Source organism: Lysinibacillus parviboronicapiens, assembly GCF_003049575.1.
GTDB lineage: Bacteria > Bacillota > Bacilli > Bacillales_A > Planococcaceae > Lysinibacillus > Lysinibacillus parviboronicapiens.
Window position 1 is genome coordinate 20963 of record NZ_PYWI01000019.1, and the last position, 21900, is coordinate 42862.

Here is a 21900-nt window from a genome sequence, read left to right on the forward strand (position 1 = left end):
TAAAAATGTACTCTATTAAATCTTTTCTTCATTTGGTCTGATGCTGGTAACATCAGATTTGGTTATTTTCTAACTCAATTTATTATGTAGGTTAATACGTTTATATCTTATAATAAAACGAAGATCGAAAGCAAGAGGTAATTTGTGTTATTTGCAAATTTCACATTACGTTCGATTTTCGTTCGAGTATTACTTATAGATGTAAAATACATATGATTAGTTGAAATAACCCTCTAATGGAGCAGAATTAGGAGGGTTGGATTTTTATAATTAAATAGATACATTGCTTACTCCATTTAAAATATTAAATTTTAAGGAGAATGCAACTTGAAAATTACAGAAAAAAAAAGAATTAGAAATTCAGAAAAATATATGTCTCACATCAATGAAGGTGGTAAGGCAAATATTGGAGTTGCTATCACGGCGGAAGTTGCAAGGAAGCTACAAGAAATTGGATTTAAAACTTTACTATCAGGTGAATCCCTAGTACCCGCACCAAAATTTGGTCCTGTTAGTAAATTCAACGTAAACGGAAAAGATGTACCACAAAAGGACAAGCCCAAAGAAACTGTTTACCGTCAGCAACATTGGTCATGGACGGACTGGGGTGGAAATTCTCACTCTCGTACCGTGGATATTCCCTACCAACGTTATCCGAGAAAATGGATTCCAGCCCCATGGGTAGAGTTGATGATTGTACAGTCAGGTGAAAACAAGTTTGTGATTGCTGGAGATACTATTACTAAAGGTCAAACAGAAGAAACGGACATCGTCCATCGTATCAATCTTATGTTGGCGATTTTTAAACAAGCTGAAATCTTTCAGGAGAATTTGGAACGATACGAAGTGCCAAGAACGGTCAAACTTGGCTGGGATATACTTCCTGAGGGAGAAATGCCGTGGGAGACATTCAAACATCATCTTACACCTGTACTCAACAGTAAATCGAAGGGCAAAAAAATCATTATTGCTGAACGACTTGAAACAATTTCTAAATACAATCCAGATTTCCATGCTATCGGAGACAATGGTTATCAAGGATACATCATTTTTGGCTTTACGAGGGAGAATCTTTATATCTTCGAAAACGCTGAATATGGCAATGCCACGTATGTATTTGAAGGCGATTGGGAACAGCTTTCCAAAATGACAAAAGCCGAAATTATTGCTTCCAATATCCATAAGCATCGCTTTGTGCATCTTGATGGCTGGAAGAGACAAATTGCAGAACTATTTCCTCATCACACCGATAAAAAAATCTCTTAATATATTTTTTTAAAAGAGCATGGTTCTTACAGCCATGCTCTTTTCATTCCATAAAGTATGCTACTATTCAGTGTTGGCATAAGAATGGCACCTCCTTCGTTTATTATGTCGTTCCGGAAGTGTCAAACTATTTATATGCGTGTTTGATTAAGGGCTTACATTTTTTTAGACTTGTTCTTTTTTTGTCTGCAAACTCTAATTTGTCTTCAAACCCAATACATAATATGATAAGTATGTAAGGTACTACCCTACCTCACACTCTGTCTCCGTAAGCAGTACAGAGGAGGAATTACTTTGGCGAGAAATCCCCAAATCAAAGAGTACACATTAAAAGATGGCGAAAAGCGTTTTATGTTTAAGTTTTACCTTGGTACAGATTCATTAACTGGAAAGCCTTTAACCACTACTCGACGTGGTTTCAAATCACGTAAAGAAGCTCAAGATGCTATGAAGCAGTTACAGCTCGAGGTATACAGTGGCACATATAAAAAACAACAATATGAAACGTATCAAGATATTTATAACATGTGGGTTGAGCAGTACGAAAACAGCGTTGAAGAAAGTACATTTGTAAAAACTATCGGTATCTTTAAAAATCACATTTTACCTGCTATGGGTACTTATAAAGTTGACAAGATTGATATTGCAACTTGCCAAAAGCATGTAAATCAGTGGGCCAAGAAGCTAAAGCGGTTTCGCATGGTTAAGTCCTATGCTGCAAAAGTTCTCGATTATGCGATTAAACATGGCTACATTGATAAAAATCCTTTTACATTGGTTGAGATGCCTAAGAAGCGAAAGCAAATCGTTTTAGATGAGGCAGAATTTGAAAACTTTTACGAACGAGAACAATTAATAAAACTACTTCAAAGCTTTGAACAGCAAGATAATCTAATGGTTTATACAATATTTCATGTATTGGGCTATTCAGGTATGCGTAAAGGCGAGGTATTAGCACTGACGTGGAATGATATCAACTTTGAGCGAAGTGAAATTCGTATTAACAAAGCGATTTCACGCGGCAAGGATTGTCAATTGTACCTGAAGACAACTAAAAATGGTGTAGTACGAACAATTAAAATGGATGAAACGTCAATGTCTTTACTATCAAAATGGAAGTTCCAGCAAAGTAAGGTTTATTTAGAAAAAGGCATTAATACATCTAATAAAAAACAACTCGTATTTAGCAATAAACATAACCGCTTCATCCAACCTGTTCAAACGCAAAAGTGGCTCCATAAAGTAATTGATAAATACAAGCTTCAGCCTATTACTACACATGGTTTACGCCATACCCATTGCTCACTATTATTTGAAGCGGGTGCAAGTATTAAAGAAGTACAGGAGAGGCTAGGACATACAGATGTTAAAACGACAATGGACATTTATACCCATGTAACCAAGAAAACCAAAGCTAGCACCATTGAAAAATTTGATGCATACATCAATTCACGCTAATTCTTTGACCTAATTTTGACCTAGTTTGACCCAAAAAATGACCCAAAAGCGTTTGATATTAGTTGAAAGTTTTTGAAATAAAAAAAGCGCCAAACCCTTGATATATCAAAGAATTTGACACTTTTCGAAACTATATTGTTTCCAATGTATGGAGACGGCGGGAGTCGAACCCGCGTCCAGAAACTCCAATACTTCAGCTTCTACGCGTGTAGTTTGCCTATTCGCATTTCACGTAGCATTATGCCGACAAACAGGCGTCCTGTACGCTAACCTGGAAATCTCTTGTCGGTGACTCAGGTGGTACCACCGACCGTATCCCACTAAAGTTGGGCCCTACGTTATGCACATGGGCGATGCATAGGCAGAGCGCTTAAGAGCTTACGCTGCGAAAGCTAAGTTTTGTTGTTTGCCAGTTATTATATAACTTCCGTTGATGACGGAGCCGAGACCTCCGACGCGCGACCAAAGCTTGAACCATCCCTGTCGAATCCGTAACGTCCCCTTGATTCGGCTTCCAATACACATCGTATTTTCGTTCATTTCCATGAACAATACTCGCGTCTTGAAACCTTTATAACTTTTCAACAGAAAAGCTTTCAAGTAGGCTAGAATTTCTTCTAGTACGGTGGGAGCTTAAAGTACGCTTCCATGAAATCTGGCAATCAGTAATTCATATTATAGAACAAAATGAGCGACACTTCAAGTGTGCCGCCTTGGTTGATTATTTCACTAGCTTAAATTTCAGCTTGCGCAATTGTAAAAATAGCTTTCCTATCATAGAGTCGGTGAGATAACCAAAATAGACATCCACTTCTTGCCCGCCAAAGCCTAGCTTAAATTCTTTGATTTCTTCCTTGTTGGTCAATGCACCGAAATCATAGCGCGCAAAGCCTCTGTTTCGGAACATCATGATATTTTCCCATAGTAAGTAACGATTGGCAAAACGTATTTGCTGCTTTAAATCGGGTCGATCTTTTATCCAGGCAGCCGTACCCGTGTATAAATTCAATGCCATATCACCATCTACAATATAAATGCGATAACACAGTGCATCGCCTTCATTATTTTGCAACTTTGTATAAACCAATGCACCCTTTTCACGAAGAAGTTGTAAAGTCTGCATATGAAATTTCCGTACGCGGTTTGTATCCTTCATTTTGGCAAATGCATTGTAAAATTGCTGAAATTCCTTTAGCTCTAAATCTGTTGGATCTTCTTTCACAATTACTTGATAGGGCTCCTTTTTTGCACGACGAAGCATGTAGCGATTCATTTTAGATAAATCAGCTAACAACGCGTCCTCCTCTTGCTGCAAGATGATTTGCAATGTCGTATGGCCTTCAAGCTTTTGCTCAGGCTGCTTTGTTTGTGTATAGCAAACTAGCTTTTTTCTTTCTTTCACTTCGTCACATTGTTCCGCAAAATAAATATGCTCCATTTCCACAAACATCAACTTCCGCTTAATCGTTAATATCGTTTCTCCTCCTTAAATCGCTAGCTGCTAGTTCGTTCTTTATTATATTTTCTACCCTTAATTATTTAGAACTTAAAGTCGGTTATTTCCAAGTTGTGACCGTCAGTTTGGGTACTTTATCCGTCACTTCTAGCTCTCTATCCATCACTTTGACCGTTCTATCCGTCACTTCGATCGTTCTATCCGCAAATGAGATATCCCATTCTTTTATCCGCCAAACAAAAAAACTCACCACACAATGTGGTGAGCTGTGATTCTCTTAAACTTGATTTTTTGCCTTGAAAACACGTTCTATTTCGCGTTTTGCTTCTTTTTTGCGCATGTCATTACGCTTATCATAGTCTTTCTTCCCTTTTCCAACGCCAATTAGGAGCTTAGCATAGCCGTCCTTCAGATACATTTTCAACGGGACAATAGTGTAACCATCACGCTTAACAGCACCCACTAGTTCGCCGATTTGCTTTTTATGTAGGAGCAATTTGCGAGAACGCAGAGGGTCGTGGTTGAAACGGTTCCCTTGATCAAATGGACTGATATGCATGTTGCTAATCCATGCTTCGCCACTACTGATTCTTACGTAGGAATCCTTTAGTTGGACTTTGCCGGCACGAATTGATTTGATTTCTGTCCCCGTAAGTACCATGCCTGCTTCAATCGTCTCTTCAATGAAGTAGTCATGCCCTGCCTTTTTGTTTTGTGCTAATACTTTTCCAGCACCTTTTGCCATACGATTCACCCTCTATTCAAAGGTGGAGCAGGATGATACCTGCCCACACAGGATTATAATCACATAAACGAAAGTGCCATAAAGCGCACTTTCGCCTTCTGAATTTTATCTAGCTTCCAGCACCCACCCGCGGTGTACATATGCATATAAAGTACAAGTATACTCCAGCACTGCCGAAGGTAAATGGATGCTTTTCGCCTTTTGTTATCATCGTTTTGATTTTTTCTTTTTACCTTTTTTAGCAACGCCCTCGTAGAACTTTTGCTTTTGTTTTACGCCTTTTTTAGGACCTGGGCTTGAGCCATCTTTGCGACGACCACGTGGATCGCGATCACTTTCACGTCGCTCTCCAGGTTTCGATGAGTCGCTGCGTTTCGAAGAATCGCCGCGTTTGCTTGAGTCTCCACGTTTTGAAGAATCACCTCGCACTGATTTAGTATCATCATCGCGACGTCCTTTGCGGCTGCTGCGGCCATCCTTGTTGTCGTTATAATTTTTACGTGCATGAATAACGGTCGGTGTTGTTTTCCGAGTACGTCCATATGACGTTACCATCCCGACGATTTCGAAGTCAATCGATGATTCCTCAACGATGACATTCGCAACTCGTACTGTTACTTCATCCCCAATGCGGAATTGACGGTTCGTACGTTCACCGATCATAATCATTTGACGATCATCGAAACGGTAATAATCATCGGTCATATTGCTGATATGCACCAGACCTTCAATGGTGTTTGGTAGTTCAATGAACATCCCAAAGTTCGTAATGGAAGAGACAATGCCCTCAAACTCTTCACCAATTTTATCGGACATATATTGTGCTTTCTTCAGTGCATCTGTATCACGTTCTGCATCAACAGCACGACGTTCACGCTCCGAAGTATGGTCAGCAATTTCATCCATTGCCATGCCCCACTGTGCAACCGTTTCTCTTGATGTATCCTTGTTAATTAAATACGTACGGATTAAACGATGTACCACTAAGTCAGGATAACGACGAATCGGTGAAGTGAAATGTGTATAGAAATCCGTTGATAGACCAAAGTGGCCTATGCTTTCAGGATAATATTTCGCCTGTTGCATCGAACGTAGGAGCATTGTTGAAATAACAGGCTCTTCTGGCATACCTTCAATTGCCGTTAAGACATCTTGTAATGCCTTAGGGTGCACGGTATTTCCTGTACCTTTAATTAAAATACCGAAGTTCGTCACAAATTCAAAGAAACGTTGTAGTTTTTCTGGCTTTGGATCTTCGTGAATACGGTATAGGAACGGGACATTCATCCAGTGGAAATGTTCGGCAACTGTTTCATTGGCTGCCAGCATGAAATCTTCTATTAATTTCTCTGCCACAGTACGTTCACGCAACTCGATATCGACTGGCCAACCATCCTCATCGACAATTACCTTGGACTCCTTAAAGTCAAAGTCGATGGCACCGCGCATTTCACGTTTACGGCGTAAAATTTTAGAAAGCTCAGCCATGTTTTTAAACATTGGTACAAGTGGTTCATAACGAGCAATAAGTGCTTCATCTTGCTCCTCTAATATCTTATAGACGTCTGTGTAGGTCATACGTTCCGTTGTTTTAATAACACTTTGGAAAATTTCATGCGAAATAACATTACCATTCGCATCAATAATCATTTCACAGGACAGCGTTAGACGATCTACCTGTGGGTTTAATGAACAAATACCATTCGATAGTCGATGTGGAATCATCGGAATAACGCGGTCTGTTAAATAGACACTTGTCGCACGATCATAGGCTTCGATATCTAGCACAGAACCTTGTGTTACATAATAGCTAACATCTGCAATATGTACGCCAAGTTTGTAAGTACCATCCACATTTTTCGTTACTGTTACAGCATCATCTAAGTCTTTTGCATCTGCTCCATCAATTGTGACAATCGTTTCATGACGTAAATCACGACGTCCCATTAAATCCGCTTGTGAAATTTCATCAGGCACTCTTTGTGCAGCCGTAACTACTTCGTCTGGGAATTCTGATGGAATGTCATGTTTATATAAAATAGACAGGATGTCCACACCTGGATCATTTTTGTGTCCTAAAATTTTTGTAATATAGCCTGTTGCTGATTTTAAGTCTTCTGGCCATGTGGCTATTTCCACAACAACCTTATGTCCGTCAACAGCTCCTAATGTATCGCCCTTGGCAATGAAGATATCCATTGGCAGTTTTTTGTCGTCTAAAACCACGAAGCCAAAACCTCGATTTGCTTGGAATGTGCCAACAAATTTCGTTTGTCCACGTTCCACTACCTTCGTAATTGTTCCTTCACGGCGATCACCGAATGATTCCTTTAAAACACGAATAAGTACCGTATCCCCATTTATCGCACCATTTACTTCATGCGGTGGAATGAACACATCATCCATTCCTTCAATATCAGGTGCAACAAAGCCAAAGCCCTTTGCATGTCCGATAAATTTACCACGCATTAAATTCATACGCTCTGGTAGGCCATAACGATTGGAACGAGAGCGGACTACCAAACCTTGTCCCTCCATACGCACGAGCGTTTTGACGAGTTCTTTAAATTCTTCAGCATCCTCAAAGCCAAATTTGTCCTCGATTTCACCAACTGTTAATGGCTTATATTCTTCTTCACCGAAAAAATCGAGTAAACGACTTTGTAGTGAATCTTTATGTTCTGTCATACATATTCCCTCCTTCTTGTGAAAATCCTAACTATACATTTTAGTGTGCCCAATTTAAGCTTTCTAAAAAACGCAAAATATCCTCATGTAATTGATCTTTTTCCTGATCTAGTGTAATAACATGCTTTGAGTTTTCATACCACTTGATGTGTTTTTCAAGTGACTCAGTTTGATTATATATAATGTTGGCAGATTCTGTCTCAATTACCTCATCATTAGTAGCCTGAATGACAAAAATTGGCGCATAAATCATATCGATTTCCTTACGTGTCTGTGAGATAAAGTCACGTAAATCTTGCAAAGAAGGCATGCCTTTCTCTGCAATGAAAGAAACTTCAGTATCAATTTGTGCTTCATTTTTTCCTTCAAATTTTTTATAGTCTTTTGCATATTTTAATACACCTTCAAACATAACATCGGTAGTCCGCATTGTCATAGGTGCACACATCGTAATGATGCCCTTTACAGGATTATTTAAGGCAACATTTAAAGCCATAACACCGCCTAGTGAAAGTCCTGCTACGGCAATTTCTCGATAACCCGCTTCCTGTAATTGTTGGTAGGCCGCTACAACATCCTGCCACCAGTCCGCTGGGCCTGTTGTGATTAGTTCTTCAGGTTCCACACCGTGACCTTTATAATGAGGTGCTAATGTAGTATACCCTTTTTTCTCTAAAAATCTTCCTAGCATACGCACATCTGCAGAGCTACCCGTAAATCCATGCAATAATAGTACCGCACGAGGTCCTGCCTGAAAGAAAAAAGGCTGTGATAGTGATTTATTCATTGCAAGCTCTCCTTCATCATCAAACATCTATGTCTATTATACCCACAATCCATTACGCCTTGACGTTATACGTCCGAATTTTGAATTTGTGCCAGCTCAACTAACGCTTTTCAAAACCCATGACATCCCTGGAGTGTCATCTTCACTCAATAAATTTATGTACACCCACTCGCCAACTTGGCGTCTTATTCTGAATGACTATAAAAGAAAACGCCCAACCATGCGTGGTTAGGCGATACATCTTCAACTATTAGATTTTTGTAATAGCGATTGCTAAAATAAAAAATAATACTGCTAACACAATTGTTGCGCGGTGAAGAATTAAATCCATACCACGTGCTTTTTGTTTTCCAAATAGTTGTTCAGCTCCACCCGAGATGGCACCTGACAAGCCTGCACTTTTACTTGATTGAAGTAATACAACAACAACCAATGCTAATGATACGACAACTAATGATACTAATACTACTGTATGCATCTACTGCACCTCCCGAACTTTGAAACATCACAACACACTACATTATAACAAAAAAAGGGTACGATGACAATCGAAGATCACAAAATCACAATATTTGTCTATTATTAGTAGATTTCTTTTAAAATGGCATTACCTTTCTATTTTTGTGGAATATAATGGATTGAAATCTAAAAACGGGAGGGTTATGTATGAAGAAAAAAATACCGCTTGTTCTTTTCTTTTGTCTAGTATGCTTACTTGCGGCTTGTGCAGGTGAGATCGATACAACACTAACAGAAGAAGAGGTGGCGCTTGAGGAATCCCAAGATTCCCAAGATACTGCTGAATCTGCTGGAGAACTAAAGCACCCGGAAAGTAAGGCTTTATCCTCTAAAATATCAACCAATGATCTTTTTTCTACCACATTGTTTGACGAAGACCCCGCACTGCTCCAATTCATCAAAAAAATAGAAAAGCATATTGCAAAATTTGAGAAAGACTTCGAAGTGACGTATACAGGTAAACTGCGGGGTGAAGACTTTGAGCAGCAACTCAATGATATGGCGAATTTACTGTCCCATGTTAACCCTTATACAGCAGGTTATTTCCTTGACTATCAGTGGACATATTGGGAAGAAGATAAAGAGTACCCAGTTAAATTAAATATTACCTATTTAACAGATGCTAAAAAAGAAGGGCATATCGATGCCTATGTAAAAAACTTTGTGAATACATACATTTCAAATGATATGAATGATTTCGAACGAGCGAAGGCCGTAAATGACCACGTTGTTTTACTAGCCACTTACACAGAACAAGGTGCTACAGAAGGTCAAACCGTTTATGAGCTTATTCAAGATGGTACTGCCGTTTGTCAAGCTTACGCATTATTAGCCTATCGTTTATTTTTGGCAGCTGGCCTTGATGCTGACTACGTATATGGCTATAGTAACGACGAATTGCATGCCTGGAATTTAGTGAACGTCGATGGCGATTGGTACCATATCGATACAACATGGAATGACATCGACGCCAGTGAACCATATGCAATTTCCTACGAATACTTTTTATTAAATGATGAAAAACTAAGCCAAGATCATCTTTGGCAAACAGAAAACTACCATGCTGCCACAAGCGATGCCTATGCTTTTATGCATAATATGTGGTATGCAGATACAGCCAATAACGCGATTTACTATAACAGCATTCAGGATGGCAAAGTATATAAGTATGATTTAGCAACAAATGTCAATAAGCAAATTACAGAAACATCGTGCTACTATTTAGCTGTCCATCATGATGCTATATATTGTAGTGATTATGATAATGCCGGTTACTTAACAAAAATTCTTTCGAGTGATGGCAGTGAAGAAGTTTTGCTTGAGCAGGAAGTACTTAATCTAAATTTGGAAAGTGATGTACTTTACTATGAAACAATAGATGGTGAGGTTATGGAAGAAGTACTTAAATAAGGATTCATTTTATTAGGTATTAGTTATGAGCTATACGCACTTTAACAAAATTACCATAATCTATTAACAAATCTATCATTTCCTCTTCACATTACTCCTTTACAATTAGTAACGAATTCACCTAAAAGGAGGAAAATCATGAAATACTCAAAAAAATGGAGCTCATTGTTTTTAGCAAGTGCTATTACCTTATCATCGCTTAGCATGACGCAACCAGCAGTACAAGCAGCAGAGGTGAAGAAACCAACTAATGTTATTATGTTGGTGATGGATGGTAGTAGTAATAATGCCATCACTCTTTCCCGTTGGTATAAAGGTGAAGCCCTGGCAATGGACGAAATTTTAACGGGTGCTATGCGTACGTACTCTGCTGAATCAGCTATCACGGACTCAGCTCCTGCCGCAACGGCGTTAGCAACTGGCCATAAATCTAATGATAAATATGTCGGTGTTTTACCATCTGTCATTAACTCTCCAGGACTAGAACAGATTGCACAAGAAGACGGCTTTAAACCTGTAGCCAATGTTTTAGAAGGGGCAAAGCAACAGGGTAAATCAACTGGACTAATTTCCACGTCTGAAATTCAACATGCCACACCAGCAGGCTTTTCTGCTCATGTTAACAATAGAAGTCAATATGGAGATATAGCAGAGCAACAAGTTTATCAAAACATAGATGTCGTATTAGGCGGCGGTTTAGAATCGCTCTCACCAGGGACGACGAAGAATGCTCGTAAAGATGGCGAAAATTTAGTGAACGTCTTACAAGAGAAGAATTACGAAATTGTTAAAACACGCGATGAGCTACTAAATAGTCATTCAGCTAAAATTTGGGGCAGCTTTGCACCTAGTGCACTTGCCTATGATTTAGACCGTGCGAAAACGAGAGCCTCAGAACCAACTCTTGCTGAAATGACAAACAAAGCCATTGATACGCTCAAAAAAGATGAAGACGGCTTCTTCTTATTTGTGGAAGGTAGTAAGGTAGACTGGGCAGCACATGCCAACGATACAATTGGTATGATTAGTGATATTTTATCGTTCGACGATGCTGTGAAAGAAGCAATTGACTTTGCTAAAGAAGATGGTAACACAATGGTTATCGCCGTAACAGACCACGGTAATAGCGGAATTACGATGGGAAATGCCAATACAACAAGTACGTATTCAAGCATCCCTGTCTCTGCCTATATCGACCCATTGAAAAAAGCAACGATGACAATTGAAGGTGCGCTTAGTCAATTAAAAGAAGACAAATCAAATCTAATTGAAGTAGCTGCATTATACGGTTTAGATAATTTAACAGAGGACGAACTTTCCACGTTAAACACAGCAAAAGACTTGAGCAGTGAAATGGTAAAAATGCTCGCTAACCGTGCAAATATCGGCTTTACAACGGGTGGCCATACGGGCGAAGATGTATTCTTATACTCATTCGGTCCATCAAAAGTGACTGGCCTAGTAGAAAATACTGATTTAGCTCATGCAATGGCTCAGTTTATGGACTTTGATTTAGCTAAGCTTACGGACAATTTATATAAACCTGCAACGAAAGAATTAGCAGCAAAAGGTTTTACAACAAAAATTGACCTAACTGATAAGGAGAACCCAAAATTCATTGCTAAAAAAGACGACATGACCGTAACCATTCCAGTGAACAAGAATATAGTGATTTATGATCAAATTTCAGCGAATGGCGAAGTAACTTCAAAAACGCAAACTTTTGATACAATCAATGTTTACAATGGCTCAGAATTCTACATTTCACAAAAAGTATTAAATACGCTAAAGTGAAACTCCAATCCGTGGGTGCTCTTTCCCACGGATTGTTAGTTGAACCAATCGGGCTTTACGGTCAGTTCATTTACCATACGGGAAGTCTTACTGACCGTTTAGCGGGATAAAGTGAAACTCCAATCCGTGGGTGCTCTTTCCCACGGATTGTTAGTTGAACCAATCGGGCTTTTACGGTCAGTTCATTTACCATACGGGAAGTCTTACTGACCGTTTAGCGGGATAAAGTGAAACTCCAATCCGTGGGTGTTCTATCCCACGGATTGTTAGTTGAACCAATCGGGCTTTACGGTCAGTTCATTTACCATACGGAAAGTCTTACTGACCGTTTTAGCGGGAGTAAGTGAAACTTCTTTCCGTACTTCACGGATTGTTAGTTGAACCAATCGCTTTTACGGTCAGTTCATCGACCACGATGGACTTCTTACTGACCGTTCAGGCTGAAAAAAATAAAAAATCATGCGATATCATAAGTTGCGTTAATCAACTTATGATATCGCATTCTTTCTTCCTTACCTTATTGTTCTTTGGACGATTTTCGTATAAACTGATTCACAACATTTACTCAAAAAATTTCCCTCATTCCCCTTCATATCAATGTACTTCCAATGAATCTTAATTTAATCTTAATTTAATCTTATTATTTTATGAATTCGCTATGAATTAGCAACATTTTTCTACACATACCGTCAAAACAGTGTTAAAAAATAAATATACAAAAATAACTTGAAATAATAACTCGTAATCTAGTATATTTACACAAGTTGTTATTACTTACATTTTTTAAAAATTGGAGGTGGATAGATGCAATCCATCAAAAAAAATGAGCATCTACGTTTTATAGGTTTGACACTGTTTTATTTCATCGTCTTGGTATTACTATTTTTAATTCATGGCTTCCATGATATGAACGCCGGGCCATTTATATATACGGAATTTTAGAAAAAGGAGATTTTAATATGTTAAGTGTAATAGCCGCTATTCGAGATGCGGCCCTACAAAATCCTAATCATCCAGCTTACGAAACCAATAATGAGTCAATAACATATGGTGAACTTTGGGATTACTCGGATTGTTTAGCACATCATTTAATGGCACTAAAGTTAACAAGACAACAGCCTATTATTGTTTACGGACATATGTCCCCTTTACAGCTTGTTGCTTTTTTAGGCACCGTTAAATCAGGGCATCCATATGTACCCGTCGATTCTTCTACACCAGCGGAGCGCCTTCAAGTCATTATAGAAGCATCAGAAGCTTGCCTGTTACTTACGACAGAGGAATTAACTACGCCCCTATCCATTCCCGTAGTAGCAGTAAGCGACTGTATGACACAAAAAACAAACACGACAATTCAGCCTACCACTTGGGTAAAAGATCAAGAGATTCATTACATCATCTACACATCAGGCTCTACTGGGAAGCCAAAAGGTGTCCAAATTACGGCAAATAATTTAGCTCATTTTGTAGCTTGGATGAATGAGCACTTCCCTATCCAGCAATCAGGTGTATTTCTAAATCAAGCACCTTACTCCTTTGATCTGTCTGTGATGGATTTGTATCCTTCACTAGTTGGGGGACACACGCTTTACGCCATCACACATGAACAAATTTCGAATCCAAAGTCATTATTCGATGATTTAGCAGGCTCAGGTATAGGTGTGTGGACTTCTACCCCGTCCTTTGCCAAAATGTGTTTGATGAATAAGGATTGGCATCAGGGATTAATGCCCGCTTTAAATACATTCTTGTTCTGTGGCGAGATTTTGCCTAAAAAAGTCGTAAAAGAATTAATGCTTCGCTTCCCACAAGCTTCTATCTTCAATTTATATGGACCGACTGAAACAACAGTTGCCGTTTCATACGTTGAAGTAACTAAAGAACTTTTGCAACGATTTGAACAGTTACCGATTGCTTCTATGACTGAGCCTAATCTATCTCTACACGAAAATGGTGAGATTATCATCTCTGGGCCAACTGTAAGTGCAGGCTATCTTGGAGCACCAGATTTAACGTCAAAGGCATTTCCTTTAGTAGAGGGCTCTCGTGTTTATAAAACAGGGGATATTGGCTATGAAAAGGATGGTTACTTATTCTTTGCAGGCCGAAAGGATTTCCAGGTGAAATTGCATGGCTATCGATTAGAAATTGAAGAAATTGAAAAACAGATTGGCGATTTATCGCCTGTAAATGGCTGTGTCGTTGTTCCTGTGATAAAAGGGGATGACATTGTATCGCTAAGTGCTTATATTGTTCTTCGTGACCAGCTTTTAGATTCGGCATTCCAGATGACGAAACAGCTTAAATCTTTATTATCGGATCGATTACCTTCTTACATGATTCCAAAAAAATTCATATACATCGACTCATTACCTTTAAATACAAATGGTAAGGTTGATCGTAAAGGATTGGCGGTTATGGAGAAAGTATGACGCCTTATGGAAATATCGCTTTTTTCATCATAATTAGTATTTTATTGATACCTACTATTCTATTAGGACTAAGCGGGAAAACGGCCAAGCGCTATAATATTTTTATTTCAATAGTTATTTTAGCCATTATTTTCGGTCATTCAGTCAACGGTACTGTTTCACTTGTACTTTTCACCTTATTCCAATTAGTACTGATTATTAGTTACCAAAAATATCGGTTGCAAAAAAACAGCACTATGGTATTTGTCAAAGCCGTAGTACTTGCTATTTTTCCACTGGTACTTGTGAAGGTACTACCAATTCTAGGACTACATCATTTATTTGGTTTTCTTGGCGTGTCCTACATTACCTTTAAATCTGTACAAATGATTTTAGAAACACGCGATGGCCTGATAAAAGATAAAATTTCTGTGATAGAACTTGCATACTTCTTATTGTTCTTTCCAACAGTATCCTCCGGTCCAATCGATCGCTGGCGCCGCTTTTATAAAGATATGCAAACAGTGCCCTCTGCTAATGACTATCAAAAGCTACTGTTCAGTGGCATTAACTATATATTTGTAGGGTTTTTATATAAATTTATTTTAGCTTACCTTATTTATAATTATACGCTTATTTATTTACCTAACCATACGTATAACTATTTGACACCTTTTCAAGGACATATAGCGTATATGTATATGTACAGCTTTTATTTATTTTTCGATTTTGCGGGTTACAGTGCATTTGCTGTTGGTGTTAGTCGCATTATGGGCATTCAAACACCGATTAACTTTAACCGACCGTTTACAAGTCGTAATATTAAAGATTTTTGGAATCGCTGGCATATGAGCCTTTCCTTCTGGTTTAGAGATTATGTCTATATGCGGTTTGTGCTATGGATGACGAAAAAAAAATGGATTAAAAACAAGTACACTGTTTCGTATCTTGGCTTCTTTTTACTATTCTTTTTAATGGGTATTTGGCATGGACTCGAATGGCACTATGTCGTGTACGGACTGTATCATGCCATGCTAATTATCAGCTTCGATAAATTTGAACGCTGGAACAAAAAACATAAACGCTGGCCAAAAAATAAATGGACACATGCAATAGGCGTATTTATCACCTTTAATGCGGTTTGTTTTGGTTTCTATATTTTTTCAGGTCAATTATTTTAAACACTAAAGGAGAATGATTAAAATGGAAAAACAACAAATACTAGAAATGCTCGTAGACTTATGTGAGGATGATATAGTGTTAGAAAACACGGACATCGATTTATTTGAAGAAGGGCTTCTTGATTCTTTTGGTACCATCAATCTATTAGTAGAAATTGAAACTCGCTTTGATATCTCAGTGCCAATCACAGATTTTAATCGTGAGGAATGGAACACGCCTAATCGTATTGCTGCGAAATTAGCTGAAAGACAATGATTAAAAAAGGTTTTTTAGCACTTTTAGTAGCATTTGTTCTATTTGCTGCCTTTGTTTTCTTTCCGAATTCTTGGATAAAGGCATGGATTTCAGACGCACATGTTGAACAAGCAAAGACCAGTATGGCCCCCTTGATGTTTCAAGGCATGTATTTACAGGAACGCATGTTACAAGAGTCTAATTCTATGCCATTATACGGTTCTTCGGAGTTAAATCGTTTTGACCCCTTTCATCCTTATAATTACGTGCGTGCTACGGATGCCCCCTATTCGACATTTATGATTGGACGTGGGGGTATGCAATCCATAACACACTTTTTAAATTTTGCTGCACAAGAGAAAAATTTAAAAGATAAAAAAATTGTCTTTATCATTTCGCCACAATGGTTCACAGAAAAAGGCATGGGAGAGCTTCATTTCTCGCCCAACTATTCCATGTTACATGCCTATGATTTAGCATTTAATAAGGAAATCGATGCCACACTTCGAAATGATGCGATGGAACGTCTACTGCAATTCGATACGGTAAAGCGTGACCATCTCTTACAAGCTATGTATCAATATAAAATGTCTGATGGTAAGGAAAATCCAATTATGGGGCGTTTTGCTATGATGGCAGGTCATGTGCATAAAGCATTACTAGAGAAAAAGGATTTATATTACTCTCTTTTCCCTCATAAGTCTCATAATTTAAAAAGTAATGACAAGCTTATTACTAATCAAACATTTGAACAGCAACTACAACATGCAGAGGCCTACGGAGAAAAACGTGTCTCAAATGAATTAATGATTGAAAATAAGTTTTACAAGCGACTGGAAAATTCTAACCTTAAAAAGTTAGAGGGCTTCCGTAAACATGAAAACTATACTGAATCACCTGAATATAAGGATTTTCAGTTAGTCATTGATGTGTTGAAGGATGCAGGTGCGAAGCCTCTATTCGTGTCTATTCCAGTTAATGGTCGCTGGTATGATTACGGACACTACCCACAAGATCGTCGTCAGGAGTATTACAAAAAGATGGAGCAAGTATTAACAGCTGCAGATGTACCGTATGTCGATTTTTCTGACCACGAGTATGATCCATATTTTATTATGGATACGATTCATATTGCGTGGAAGGGCTGGGTATACCTAGACCAGGAACTCGATAAATATTGGGAACAATCTTAAAGACAAACAGGGTCAGTCCTAAGTGATCGTATTTATCACTCAGGGCTGACCCTTTAACTACAATATTTAAAAGATGTCTAACGCAATACTTCCTTCACATAATGCGCCATTTGCCCACTGACATCACTGAGCTTTTCGATAGCATCGCTAAACTGTTGCACGAGCTCTGCTTGTTCGTTCGAGGCAGCTTCTATATGCCCGACACTTTCCATAAGGGCTTGTATATTACTTGTAATTGTTTTAAGGGATGTTTCAATCTGTTCTGTCGCAGTGGACGTTTCACTCGAAAGTTTACGTACTTCTTGTGCCACAATATTAAATCCAGCACCATATTGTCCTGCACGTGCTGCCTCAATGGATGCATTTAAGCCTAGTAAATTTGTTTGCTTGGAAATCGTTTTGATGAAGTCCGTCACCTCATTAGAGCGAGACGAGTTCTCTAACGCATGGCGAGATTTCTCAGCAATCGATTCACTCGTTGCTGATAATTCTTCAGAATGTGCTGCGATAGTATGTATTTTCGACTGTAATTCTTGAATAATAGATTGCAGGCTTTCCATAAAAGCTTCCACTTTACCCTGTGCCTCTATCGGAAAGAGCAAGCTTAATACCCCTACAACTGCACCATTTTCACGTACAGGATAGATTTCACTATTTATTGGAATACCAAAATGTTCTGTTGGAATACTGCGTTTAATAATTTTCCCCTTCACCACTTGCTGAAAATCTGGTGTATTCTCAGCGATAGAGCCAACCTTCAACTGTGTTTTTACCTTTGTACCATCTGTTACAAATAGTACTTCCCTTGTGTCTTTATCATTTAATGTAATGGCAATGTCGTTATTAAATACTTCATGAAAAACCGGTAAAGTCTCAACTAATGATTGCAATACGCCCATACTATTCCTCCTTATTTGTTTCAATTATAGCCTATCTGAAGTTGGAAAACTTCAATTTTTTTCCTCCATAACAGTTATACAATTTATTTTAAATAACAAAAATAAGCACTGCTGCCTAAAAAAAATTGCCTCAAAAGCATTCATATACTTCTGAGGCAATTTATTTGAGTGAACTGCTCGACATTCGAAATGTATCAAGCAATTAAACATCAATGACAATCATTTTAAATTATAGAAAGAATTTAATCCAAGATACTCTGCTGTTGAACCAAGTTGATCTTCGATGCGAAGTAGTTGGTTATATTTCGCAACACGGTCTGTACGTGATGGAGCACCTGTTTTAATTTGACCTGCGTTTGTTGCTACAGCGATATCAGCAATCGTAGCATCTTCTGATTCACCTGAACGGTGAGAAATAACAGCTGTATAGCCAGCACGTTTCGCCATTTCAATTGCTTCAAATGTTTCTGTTAAAGTACCGATTTGGTTCACTTTAATAAGGATAGCATTTCCTACGCCTTGCTCAATACCAGCAGCTAATTTTTGTGTATTTGTTACGAATAGATCATCACCTACTAATTGTACGCGAGAACCAATACGATCTGTTAATAACTTATGACCAGCCCAGTCATTTTCGTCTAAGCCGTCTTCGATAGAGATAATTGGATACTTAGCAGTCAACTCATCGTACCAATCAACCATTTCCTCAGAAGTTTTCACAACGCCTTCACCATCTAAGTGGTATTTGCCATCTTCTTTGTTGAATAACTCCGATGAAGCAACATCCATTGCAAGTTTCACTTCTTCACCTGCTTTATAGCCGGCTTTTTCGATTGCTTCAAGAATTACTGTAATTGCTTCCTCGTTTGAACCAAGGTTTGGTGCAAAACCGCCTTCATCACCGACAGCTGTATTGTAGCCTTTGTCTTTTAATACGGCTTTTAAGTTATGGAAAATTTCAGCGCCCATGCGTAGTGCATGACGGAAACTTTCAGCGCCTACAGGCATTACCATGAATTCTTGAATATCTACGTTGTTGTCAGCGTGAGCGCCTCCATTTATGATGTTCATCATAGGGACTGGTAATTGTTTTGAGTTGAAACCGCCAAGATATTGATAAAGAGGTACATCTAAATAATCTGCCGCAGCATGTGCCACTGCCATTGATACGCCTAAAATTGCATTAGCGCCTAGCTTTCCTTTGTTTTCTGTGCCATCAAGCTCGATTAAAGCTTTGTCGATGACAACTTGGTCAAGAACAGAGAAGTTACCTTCTAATTCTTCTGCAATTATTGTATTTACATTTTCAACTGCTTTTAATACACCTTTGCCTAGGTAACGTGATTTGTCACCGTCGCGTAATTCTACTGCTTCGTATTCACCTGTAGATGCACCAGATGGTACGATCGCACGGCCAAAAGCGCCTGATTCCGTAAATACTTCTACTTCTACTGTTGGGTTCCCACGTGAGTCTAAAACTTCGCGCGCATAAATCTGTGTAATAAATGGCATAATTAATTCTCCTCTTTTTCAATTAATGATTGACCTGTCATTTCAATAGGTTGTGACACCTCTAATAATTCTAACATGGTAGGCGCCAAATCGGCTAAAATACCACCATTTCTTAACATTATATTTGATTTTGTCACAATCACTGGAACAGGGTTTGTTGTATGAGCTGTCATTGGCTGTCCTTCTAAAGTCATCACTTCATCCGAATTACCATGGTCAGCTGTAATAATAGCTGCGCCACCTTTTGCAAGTAGGGCATCTACTACTTTACCTAGACATTCATCTACTGCTTCGATTGCTTTAATTGTTGGTTCTAACATCCCACTATGCCCAACCATATCTGGGTTCGCAAAATTTAATAAAATACCATCAAATTTTTCAGCAGCAATCTCTGCAAGCAATGCTTCTGTTACTTCATAAGCACTCATTTCAGGTTTTAAATCGTATGTCGCTACTTTGGGAGAAGCAATTAAAATACGCTCTTCACCAGCAAATTTGTCCTCACGTCCACCACTCATAAAGAATGTAACATGTGGATACTTTTCTGTTTCTGCAATACGAAGCTGTGTTTTGCCATTAGAGGCTAGCACTTCACCAACCGTATTTTTTAAGTTGTCATTTTCATAGGCAACTTGTGCATTCACTTCATCACTATAATGCGTGAAAGATACGAATTTTAAATTTTTAGGATGGTTTGCCGATAAGGCCAAGCCATTGAAATCACTATTCGTAAACACTTTAGATAGCTGAATCGCTCGATCCGGACGGAAATTGAAGAAAATCACAGCGTCATTATCACCAATTGTCGCCACCGCTTCTCCATGCTCTTGAACACTAAAAGGTATTACAAATTCATCTGTTACCTCGCGTTCATACGATTCAGTTATGCCCCCTTTTGCACTCTCTGCTGATTGACCGACTCCATCAACTAATACGTTGTAAGTGAGTGCTACACGGTCCCAGCGTTTGTCACGATCCATGGCATAGTAACGTCCATGAATCGAGGCAAATTGACCAATGCCGATGTCAGCCATTTGTTTTTCCGTTTCTTCAATATAGGCAATGGCTGTTGTTGGACCAACATCACGACCATCTAAGAAACCATGCACAAATACATCCGCTAACCCTTGCTCTTTCGCCAATTTCAATAAGGCAAACAAATGCTGATAATGGCTATGCACACCACCATCTGATAGTAAGCCCATGAGATGTAGCTTCGAGTTATGTGCTTTGGCATGTGCTATCGCATCTAAAAAAGCTTGGTTTGTAAAGAAGTCGCCCTCACGAATTGATTTATTTAGACGTGTTAAGCTTTGGTACACAATACGGCCAGCACCGATATTTAAGTGTCCAACCTCAGAATTCCCCATTTGTCCGTCTGGTAACCCTACAGCTTCACCAGACGCAGTTAATGTTGAATGTGGGAACTGATTCCAATAACGATCAAAATTTGGTTTTTTTGCTTGCGCTACTGCATTTCCGAATGTTTCATCACGAAATGCAAAGCCATCTAAAATAATTAATGCTACTGGCTTTTTAGGCATTTGCTGCCGCCTCCAATAACTTTAAATATGAATCTGGTTGTAAGCTCGCGCCACCAACTAGTGCACCATCGATATGTTCTTTCGTTAATAATTCTTTAATATTGTCTGGTTTCACGCTACCGCCGTATTGAATGCGCACGGCCTCTGCTGTTTCACCATCATAAAGTTCTTTCACAACTGCACGAATCGCGCCACATACTTGGTTGGCATCGTCCGCTGTTGCAGTTTTACCTGTGCCAATCGCCCAAATAGGTTCATAGGCGATGACCATATGCTCTACTTCTTGTGCAGAAAAACCAGCAAGTGCTGCAGTAATTTGACCAGCTACCTTGCGTTCTGTAATACCTGCTTCTCGTTCCTCAAGCGTTTCACCACAACATATTATTGGTACAATACTATGTGCCAAAGCTGCTGCGACCTTTTTATTTACCGCTTCATCAGTTTCATTATAATATTCACGTCGTTCAGAATGTCCTAAGATCACATAGTCTACTTCAACACTCGCAAGTTGTGCTGGGCTAATTTCCCCGGTAAAAGCACCCTCATTTGCGTCATGCATCGTTTGTGCACCAATGGCTAGCTCAGATTCGCTAGCTACCTGTACAAGTGTTGGCAAGAATAGCGCCGGTGCGCAAATAACAGCATCTACTTTGTCATTTGAAGGGAGTTTGTCCTGTACGGCATCGACAAACTGTATCGCCTCATCAAATGTCTTATACATTTTCCAGTTTCCTGCAATAATTGGTTTACGCATCGTTGGTGTCCCCTATCTTTTATTTATCCCGAACTAACGGGTAGGTAT

General features: G+C 38.8%; 18 protein-coding genes and 1 other RNA gene. 9 read left to right on the forward strand and 10 right to left on the reverse strand.

The genetic code is table 11. From position 1 onward, the window contains the following. Positions 1 to 327 precede the first annotated feature (327 nt). Both C9J35_RS15720 and C9J35_RS15725 read left to right on the forward strand, forming a co-directional pair. A complete protein-coding gene (locus C9J35_RS15720; protein WP_107925241.1) occupies positions 328 to 1266 on the forward strand; it encodes a hypothetical protein in 939 nt (312 codons plus the stop codon). A gap of 294 nt (positions 1267 to 1560) precedes the next feature. After that, complete coding sequence (locus C9J35_RS15725; RefSeq protein ID WP_235616332.1) at positions 1561 to 2724, forward strand: site-specific integrase; 1164 nt, start codon at positions 1561 to 1563, stop codon at positions 2722 to 2724. A gap of 146 nt (positions 2725 to 2870) precedes the next feature. Here the strand turns inward: C9J35_RS15725 and ssrA are convergent. From ssrA to secG, 6 genes are all read right to left on the reverse strand, one after another. Continuing rightward, positions 2871 to 3226: a transfer-messenger RNA gene (gene ssrA, locus C9J35_RS15730) on the reverse strand. Positions 3227 to 3445: 219 nt separating this feature from the next. Then, the gene (locus C9J35_RS15735; RefSeq protein ID WP_153062966.1) at positions 3446 to 4168 is read right to left on the reverse strand and encodes a GNAT family N-acetyltransferase; all 723 of its coding nucleotides are present in this window, start codon (positions 4166 to 4168) and stop codon (positions 3446 to 3448) included. A gap of 289 nt (positions 4169 to 4457) precedes the next feature. Next, complete coding sequence (gene smpB / locus C9J35_RS15740) at positions 4458 to 4925, reverse strand: SsrA-binding protein SmpB (protein ID WP_107925243.1); 468 nt, start codon at positions 4923 to 4925, stop codon at positions 4458 to 4460. 207 nt (positions 4926 to 5132) lie between these two features. Beyond that, the gene (gene rnr / locus C9J35_RS15745) at positions 5133 to 7613 is read right to left on the reverse strand and encodes a ribonuclease R (protein ID WP_107925244.1); all 2481 of its coding nucleotides are present in this window, start codon (positions 7611 to 7613) and stop codon (positions 5133 to 5135) included. A 40-nt stretch (positions 7614 to 7653) separates the two neighbouring features. After that, the gene (locus C9J35_RS15750) at positions 7654 to 8400 is read right to left on the reverse strand and encodes an alpha/beta hydrolase (RefSeq protein WP_107925245.1); all 747 of its coding nucleotides are present in this window, start codon (positions 8398 to 8400) and stop codon (positions 7654 to 7656) included. Positions 8401 to 8650: 250 nt separating this feature from the next. Further along, complete coding sequence (gene secG, locus C9J35_RS15755) at positions 8651 to 8878, reverse strand: preprotein translocase subunit SecG (protein ID WP_010857413.1); 228 nt, start codon at positions 8876 to 8878, stop codon at positions 8651 to 8653. Positions 8879 to 9066: 188 nt separating this feature from the next. Between secG and C9J35_RS15760 the strand changes: the two genes are divergently transcribed. The 7 genes from C9J35_RS15760 to dltD all read left to right on the forward strand — a co-directional run bounded on the left by C9J35_RS15760 (position 9067) and on the right by dltD (position 17143). Continuing rightward, positions 9067 to 10329 carry a transglutaminase domain-containing protein gene (locus C9J35_RS15760; RefSeq protein WP_107925246.1) on the forward strand — a complete coding sequence of 421 codons (1263 nt, stop codon included), beginning with the start codon at positions 9067 to 9069 and terminating at the stop codon, positions 10327 to 10329. 138 nt (positions 10330 to 10467) lie between these two features. Next, positions 10468 to 12123, forward strand: coding sequence for an alkaline phosphatase (locus C9J35_RS15765; RefSeq protein WP_107925247.1), 1656 nt, complete (start codon positions 10468 to 10470; stop codon positions 12121 to 12123). Between the two features lie 804 nt (positions 12124 to 12927). Further along, positions 12928 to 13065, forward strand: coding sequence for a teichoic acid D-Ala incorporation-associated protein DltX (locus C9J35_RS15770; protein ID WP_054767976.1), 138 nt, complete (start codon positions 12928 to 12930; stop codon positions 13063 to 13065). Positions 13066 to 13082: 17 nt separating this feature from the next. After that, positions 13083 to 14555: a D-alanine--poly(phosphoribitol) ligase subunit DltA gene (gene dltA / locus C9J35_RS15775; RefSeq protein ID WP_107925248.1), complete on the forward strand. Its 1473-nt coding sequence runs from the start codon at positions 13083 to 13085 to the stop codon at positions 14553 to 14555. Further along, positions 14552 to 15715 (forward strand): D-alanyl-lipoteichoic acid biosynthesis protein DltB, encoded by a 1164-nt coding sequence (gene dltB / locus C9J35_RS15780; protein WP_107925249.1) that lies wholly within the window; start codon positions 14552 to 14554, stop codon positions 15713 to 15715. Before dltA ends, dltB begins: the two co-directional genes overlap by 4 nt. A gap of 22 nt (positions 15716 to 15737) precedes the next feature. Further along, positions 15738 to 15971 (forward strand): D-alanine--poly(phosphoribitol) ligase subunit 2, encoded by a 234-nt coding sequence (dltC, locus tag C9J35_RS15785; protein ID WP_054768007.1) that lies wholly within the window; start codon positions 15738 to 15740, stop codon positions 15969 to 15971. Next, on the forward strand, positions 15968 to 17143 hold the full coding sequence (gene dltD / locus C9J35_RS15790; RefSeq protein WP_107925250.1) for a D-alanyl-lipoteichoic acid biosynthesis protein DltD: 1176 nt from the start codon (positions 15968 to 15970) through the stop codon (positions 17141 to 17143). The genes dltC and dltD overlap by 4 nt, the downstream gene beginning before the upstream one ends. 77 nt (positions 17144 to 17220) lie before the next feature. Here dltD and C9J35_RS15795 read toward each other — a convergent pair whose 3' ends face one another. The 4 genes from C9J35_RS15795 to tpiA all read right to left on the reverse strand — a co-directional run bounded on the left by C9J35_RS15795 (position 17221) and on the right by tpiA (position 21852). Then, positions 17221 to 18042 carry a methyl-accepting chemotaxis protein gene (locus C9J35_RS15795; protein ID WP_054767975.1) on the reverse strand — a complete coding sequence of 274 codons (822 nt, stop codon included), beginning with the start codon at positions 18040 to 18042 and terminating at the stop codon, positions 17221 to 17223. A 219-nt stretch (positions 18043 to 18261) separates the two neighbouring features. Beyond that, positions 18262 to 19554 carry a phosphopyruvate hydratase gene (gene eno / locus C9J35_RS15800; protein ID WP_054767974.1) on the reverse strand — a complete coding sequence of 431 codons (1293 nt, stop codon included), beginning with the start codon at positions 19552 to 19554 and terminating at the stop codon, positions 18262 to 18264. 2 nt (positions 19555 to 19556) lie between these two features. Next, positions 19557 to 21098 carry a 2,3-bisphosphoglycerate-independent phosphoglycerate mutase gene (gene gpmI / locus C9J35_RS15805; protein ID WP_107925251.1) on the reverse strand — a complete coding sequence of 514 codons (1542 nt, stop codon included), beginning with the start codon at positions 21096 to 21098 and terminating at the stop codon, positions 19557 to 19559. Further along, complete coding sequence (gene tpiA, locus C9J35_RS15810) at positions 21091 to 21852, reverse strand: triose-phosphate isomerase (protein WP_054767973.1); 762 nt, start codon at positions 21850 to 21852, stop codon at positions 21091 to 21093. The genes gpmI and tpiA overlap by 8 nt, the downstream gene beginning before the upstream one ends. Positions 21853 to 21900: the final 48 nt, after the last annotated feature.

Bases quoted from the DNA above. Each gene is read 5' to 3' on its own strand.
- smpB (WP_107925243.1), bottom strand. From the start codon at position 4,925: ATGGCAAAAGGTGCTGGAAAAGTATTAGCACAAAACAAAAAGGCAGGG.
- rnr (WP_107925244.1), bottom strand. From the start codon at position 7,613: ATGACAGAACATAAAGATTCACTACAAAGTCGTTTACTCGATTTTTTC.
- C9J35_RS15750 (WP_107925245.1), bottom strand. From the start codon at position 8,400: ATGAATAAATCACTATCACAGCCTTTTTTCTTTCAGGCAGGACCTCGT.
- secG (WP_010857413.1), bottom strand. From the start codon at position 8,878: ATGCATACAGTAGTATTAGTATCATTAGTTGTCGTATCATTAGCATTG.
- C9J35_RS15760 (WP_107925246.1), top strand. From the start codon at position 9,067: ATGAAGAAAAAAATACCGCTTGTTCTTTTCTTTTGTCTAGTATGCTTA.
- C9J35_RS15765 (WP_107925247.1), top strand. From the start codon at position 10,468: ATGAAATACTCAAAAAAATGGAGCTCATTGTTTTTAGCAAGTGCTATT.
- C9J35_RS15770 (WP_054767976.1), top strand. From the start codon at position 12,928: ATGCAATCCATCAAAAAAAATGAGCATCTACGTTTTATAGGTTTGACA.
- dltA (WP_107925248.1), top strand. From the start codon at position 13,083: ATGTTAAGTGTAATAGCCGCTATTCGAGATGCGGCCCTACAAAATCCT.
- dltB (WP_107925249.1), top strand. From the start codon at position 14,552: ATGACGCCTTATGGAAATATCGCTTTTTTCATCATAATTAGTATTTTA.
- dltC (WP_054768007.1), top strand. From the start codon at position 15,738: ATGGAAAAACAACAAATACTAGAAATGCTCGTAGACTTATGTGAGGAT.
- dltD (WP_107925250.1), top strand. From the start codon at position 15,968: ATGATTAAAAAAGGTTTTTTAGCACTTTTAGTAGCATTTGTTCTATTT.
- C9J35_RS15795 (WP_054767975.1), bottom strand. From the start codon at position 18,042: ATGGGCGTATTGCAATCATTAGTTGAGACTTTACCGGTTTTTCATGAA.
- eno (WP_054767974.1), bottom strand. From the start codon at position 19,554: ATGCCATTTATTACACAGATTTATGCGCGCGAAGTTTTAGACTCACGT.
- gpmI (WP_107925251.1), bottom strand. From the start codon at position 21,098: ATGCCTAAAAAGCCAGTAGCATTAATTATTTTAGATGGCTTTGCATTT.
- tpiA (WP_054767973.1), bottom strand. From the start codon at position 21,852: ATGCGTAAACCAATTATTGCAGGAAACTGGAAAATGTATAAGACATTT.